The following is a 4,224-nucleotide window of genomic DNA, read 5'->3' as shown; positions in this document are numbered from 1 at the left end:
TAGTGTGGGGTTTCCCCATGTGAGAGTAGGTCATCGTCAAGATTCATTTCGCAAAACCCCTATCTGCGCGAGCAGGTAGGGGTTTTGTCTTTCCGGCTCTGTTGCTCGAAAGTCGGCTCCCACATTTCGAGCTGTATCACTAGAATAGAGCCCACGTATCTATTCAGAACCTCGAGATGCCCAACCCAGTCGAAACTCAAGCGCTAGAGCAGTTGCCGCTGGACGAGTTGGTCGCGTGCCATGAATGCGACCTGCTGATGCGCAAGCCCCAACTGCAACACAATGAGAAGGCCCAGTGCCCCCGCTGTGGTTATGAGCTGTACGCTCACCGGCACAATGTGGTCAACCGCAGCCTGGCACTGGCGCTGACCGCGCTGTTGCTGTTCGTGCCTGCCAACTTCCTGCCGATCATGCAGTTGCACCTGCTTGGCCAGACGTCAGACGACACGGTGTGGAGTGGCGTGCTGGGCTTGTACAACTCCGAAATGCGCGGTGTCGCTGTCGTGGTGTTCCTGTGCAGCATGGCGGTTCCATTTCTCAAACTGATGTGCCAGCTCATGGTGCTACTGAGCATCCGCCTGAACGTTGGGCGTAGCTATGGGCTGCTGATTTATCGCATTTATCATCATTTGCGAGACTGGGGCATGCTTGAGGTCTACTTCATGGGCGTACTGGTCGCCATCGTGAAACTGGTCGACCTTGCCGAGTTGACCATAGGGCTAGGGTTGTTTTGCTTCATCAGCCTGTTGCTGATTCAGGTATGGCTTGAAGTGGTGATGTCTCCACACCAGATCTGGAGTGCGCTGTCGGGGGAGGATCTGCATGCGGGCGATTGATGCGGGCATTGTGGTCTGCAATGAGTGTCATGAACTGAATCGACAGGATTCCGAGAGCAAGTCGCAGGCCTGCACGCGCTGCGGCGCGATTGTGCATGCGCGTCGGCCCAACAGTATCGTCCGTACCTGGGCGCTGCTCATCGCTGCCTCGATCCTCTACATACCTGCCAACGTGCTGCCGATCATGACTGTCAGTACATTGGGGCAGGGCAGCCCGGACACGATCATGTCCGGCGTCATCACGCTGCTCAAGCATGGCATGGTGCCCATTGCCGCAGTGGTGTTCATTGCCAGTATTCTGGTGCCCACCTTCAAACTGGTGGGCATCGGTTTGTTGTTGTATTCGGTGCAGCGCCGCCAGCCGTTGTCAGCGCGGCAACGCATTTTGATGTATCGGTTCATCGAGTTCATAGGACGCTGGTCGATGCTGGACATCTTCGTCATCGCCATCTTGGTGGCGGTGGTGAATTTCGGCCGTATTGCCAGTGTCGAAGCCAACTTGGGCGCTGTCGCCTTCGCTACTGTGGTGATTCTCACGATGCTCGCTGCTTTAACTTTCGATCCCCGACTGATTTGGGATAACACGGAGTCGGATGACGACCATGAGTGACATGCCAACGGCTAAAACCCGGCCCGCCTCCAACTGGTCGGCCATCTGGATTCTGCCGCTGATCGCTTTGATGATTGGAGGGTGGCTGGCCTGGCAGGCCTACCGTGATGCGGGTGTAGAGATCGAAGTTCGTTTCGAGAGCGGTGAGGGTATCGTCGCCAACAAAACCGAAGTCATCTACAAAGGCATGCCTGTGGGCAAGGTCAAAAGCCTGGTGCTCGATGCCGAGGGTGAAAACCAAGGTGTCATCGCCACCATCGAGATGAACAAAGATGCAGAGCCTCACCTGACCAAGGGCACACGCTTCTGGCTGGTCAAGCCCAGTGTCACGCTGGCGGGTATCTCGGGACTGGAGACCTTGGTGTCAGGCAATTACATTGCCGTCAGCCCGGGTGAGGGTGAGCGAACCAAGCGTTTCAAGGCATTGAAGGTGGCGCCACCGCTTTCGGACAGCGAACCGGGCCTGCACCTTACGCTCAAAGCAGACCGCCTGGGCTCGCTCAACCGCGACAGCCCTATATTCTACAAGCAGATCCAGGTTGGCCGGGTAAAGAGCTATCGCCTGTCAGAGGACCAGAGCACGGTCGAGGTCAAAGTGTTTATCGAGCCGGCTTATGCCAGCCTGGTGCGCAAACATACGCGCTTCTGGAATGCCAGCGGCATCAGCATCGATGCCGGGCTGTCGGGGGTGAAGGTACGCAGCGAGTCCCTCTCCAGCATTGTTGCGGGTGGCATCGCCTTCGCTACGCCGGAGCACCGCAAGGATAGCCCGCCAACCGACCCGAGCCTGCCGTTCCGCTTGTACGAAGACTTCGATGCCGCCCAGGCGGGTATCCGTGTGAAGGTCAAGCTGAGCGACTATGAGGGCCTGCAGGCGGGGCGCACCCCGGTCATGTACAAAGGCATTCAAGTCGGTTCGCTGAAGGCCCTGAAGATGGAGGACAACCTCGGCAGCGCAATGGCTGAACTGACCCTGGACCCCCTGACCGAAGACTATCTCGTCGATGGCACGCAGTTCTGGGTGGTCAAGCCTTCCATTTCCCTGGCGGGTATCACAGGCCTGGAGGCCTTGGTGAAGGGTAACTACATTGCCATCCGCCCCGGTGAAAAGGGGGCCGCCCCGCAGCGCGAGTTCGAAGCAAGGGCCAAGGCACCGCCGCTGGACCTCAAGGCGCCTGGGCTGCACATGGTGCTGTTCGCCGATACGCTGGGCTCGCTGGAGGTCGGCAGCCCTGTGATGTATCGCCAGGTCAAGGTGGGTAGCGTGCAGAGCTACCAGTTTGCCCGCAACAGCAGTCGCATCCTGATCGGAGTGCACATCGAAAAGGAGTACGAGAACCTGGTCAATGGCTCTTCTCGCTTCTGGAACGTCAGTGGCATCACCCTCACTGGTGGCCTGTCGGGCATCAAGATAAAGAGTGAGTCGCTGCAGACCCTGATGGCCGGTGGTATCGCCTTTGACACACCAACGCCGAACGTACCGCTCAAACGCCATATTCCAAGGTTCCGCCTGCATGAGAGCCAGGAGGCGGTAAACCGTGCCGGCACCCTGATAACCATTCGTGTAGACCGTGCTGACGGCCTCAAGCCGGGCACGCCCATCCGTTTCCGTGGCCTGGATGTTGGCAGTATCGAGAGTGTCGACCTGACCAAGGACCTGCAGGCTGTGTTGCTGCGCGCACGTATCACCGAAGCGGCAGACCGCATCGCCCGTGCTGGCACGCAGTTCTGGGTGGTCAAACCGGCCCTTGGCCTGGTGCGTACCGAAAACCTCGATACCCTGATTGGCGGGCAGTACCTGGAAGTGCAGCCGGCTGTGAAGGACAAAGGCCCGCAGCGTGATTTCATCGCCTTGGCTGACGCGCCTGAGGTCACCGGGGTGGAAGTCGGCCTGCCTTTGACGCTTAGCGCGCCGCGCAGGGGGTCGATCAAGCCGGGCGTGCCGGTGACCTACCGCGAGGTCGCGGTGGGTAAGGTAACGGGCTTCGAATTGGGGCAGACGGCCGACCGCGTGCTCATTCACATCCTGATCGAGCCGCGCTATGCCGCACTGGTGCGCGGTGGCAGCCGGTTCTGGAATAGCAGCGGTTTCGGTTTCGATTGGGGCCTGTTCAAAGGCGCCACGGTACGCACCGAGTCGCTGGAGACCCTCATCGACGGTGGTATTGCCTTCGCCACGCCCGATGGCGAGCAGATGGGCAACCCGGCGCGGCCGCAGCAGACCTTTGCCTTGTTCGACAAGCCTGAGGACGCCTGGCTACAGTGGGCCCCGAAGATTCAGATCGCCAAGTAGGGAAGGGGCCGCGCTGCGGCCCTCATTGGTTGAATAAAGCAACCGTTTTGCCCGCTGTCTAAAAGCCGGCGCAGTCCATGTGGGAGCCGGGCTTGCCGGCGATGGGCCGCAAAGCGGACCCAGATGCTCGCTGGCCCCGACGAGCGTGCAGGTCTGTTATGGGGCTGCTGCGCAGCCCATCGCCGGCAAGCCGGCTCCCACCTCGACCGCGCAGTTCTTCAGGCCTGGGCTTTACCTGAGCAAGCAACGGTCTTACCCATGTCTAAAGCTCGGCGCAACTCCCTGTGGGAGCCGGGCTTGCCGGCTCCCACCTCGACCGTGCAGTTCTTCAGGCCTGGGCTTTACCTGAGCAAGCAACGGTCTTACCCATTTCTAAAGCTCGGCGCAAACCCCTGTGGGAGATTCTATGGTTATCAGCAAGCCATTTTCCCGCCTTTGGTAACGTATTCGTCCTGATTTCTCATCAGGGCGAATGCCACTCGTGC

The 4,224-nt window shown here is 59.5% G+C and carries 3 protein-coding genes; all 3 read left to right on the top strand.

Going from position 1 to position 4,224, the window contains the following annotated elements:
- Window positions 1-176 precede the first annotated feature (176 nt).
- Genes ACIPZH_RS25700 through ACIPZH_RS25690 form a run of 3 tightly spaced genes read left to right on the top strand, consistent with a single transcriptional unit; the run spans window position 177 to window position 3,739 of the window.
- A complete protein-coding gene (locus ACIPZH_RS25700; protein ID WP_241807155.1) occupies window positions 177-836 on the top strand; it encodes a paraquat-inducible protein A in 660 nt (219 codons plus the stop codon).
- Window positions 823-1,446: a paraquat-inducible protein A gene (locus ACIPZH_RS25695; RefSeq protein ID WP_241807156.1), complete on the top strand. Its 624-nt coding sequence runs from the start codon at window positions 823-825 to the stop codon at window positions 1,444-1,446. The genes ACIPZH_RS25700 and ACIPZH_RS25695 overlap by 14 nt, the downstream gene beginning before the upstream one ends.
- Window positions 1,439-3,739 carry a PqiB family protein gene (locus ACIPZH_RS25690; RefSeq protein ID WP_267818932.1) on the top strand — a complete coding sequence of 767 codons (2,301 nt, stop codon included), beginning with the start codon at window positions 1,439-1,441 and terminating at the stop codon, window positions 3,737-3,739. Before ACIPZH_RS25695 ends, ACIPZH_RS25690 begins: the two co-directional genes overlap by 8 nt.
- The last annotated feature ends 485 nt before the right edge of the window (window positions 3,740-4,224 follow it).

The organism is Pseudomonas sp. NPDC089758 (assembly GCF_044748705.1).
Classification (GTDB): Bacteria; Pseudomonadota; Gammaproteobacteria; order Pseudomonadales; family Pseudomonadaceae; genus Aquipseudomonas; species Aquipseudomonas putida_X.
Note: the sequence above shows the minus strand (reverse complement) of the source record. Positions and strands in the feature narration are given on the sequence as shown.

Coding starts and splice junctions, on each gene's coding strand:
- ACIPZH_RS25695 (WP_241807156.1), top strand. CDS start 823: ATGCGGGCGATTGATGCGGGCATTGTGGTCTGCAATGAGTGTCATGAA.
- ACIPZH_RS25700 (WP_241807155.1), top strand. CDS start 177: ATGCCCAACCCAGTCGAAACTCAAGCGCTAGAGCAGTTGCCGCTGGAC.
- ACIPZH_RS25690 (WP_267818932.1), top strand. CDS start 1,439: ATGAGTGACATGCCAACGGCTAAAACCCGGCCCGCCTCCAACTGGTCG.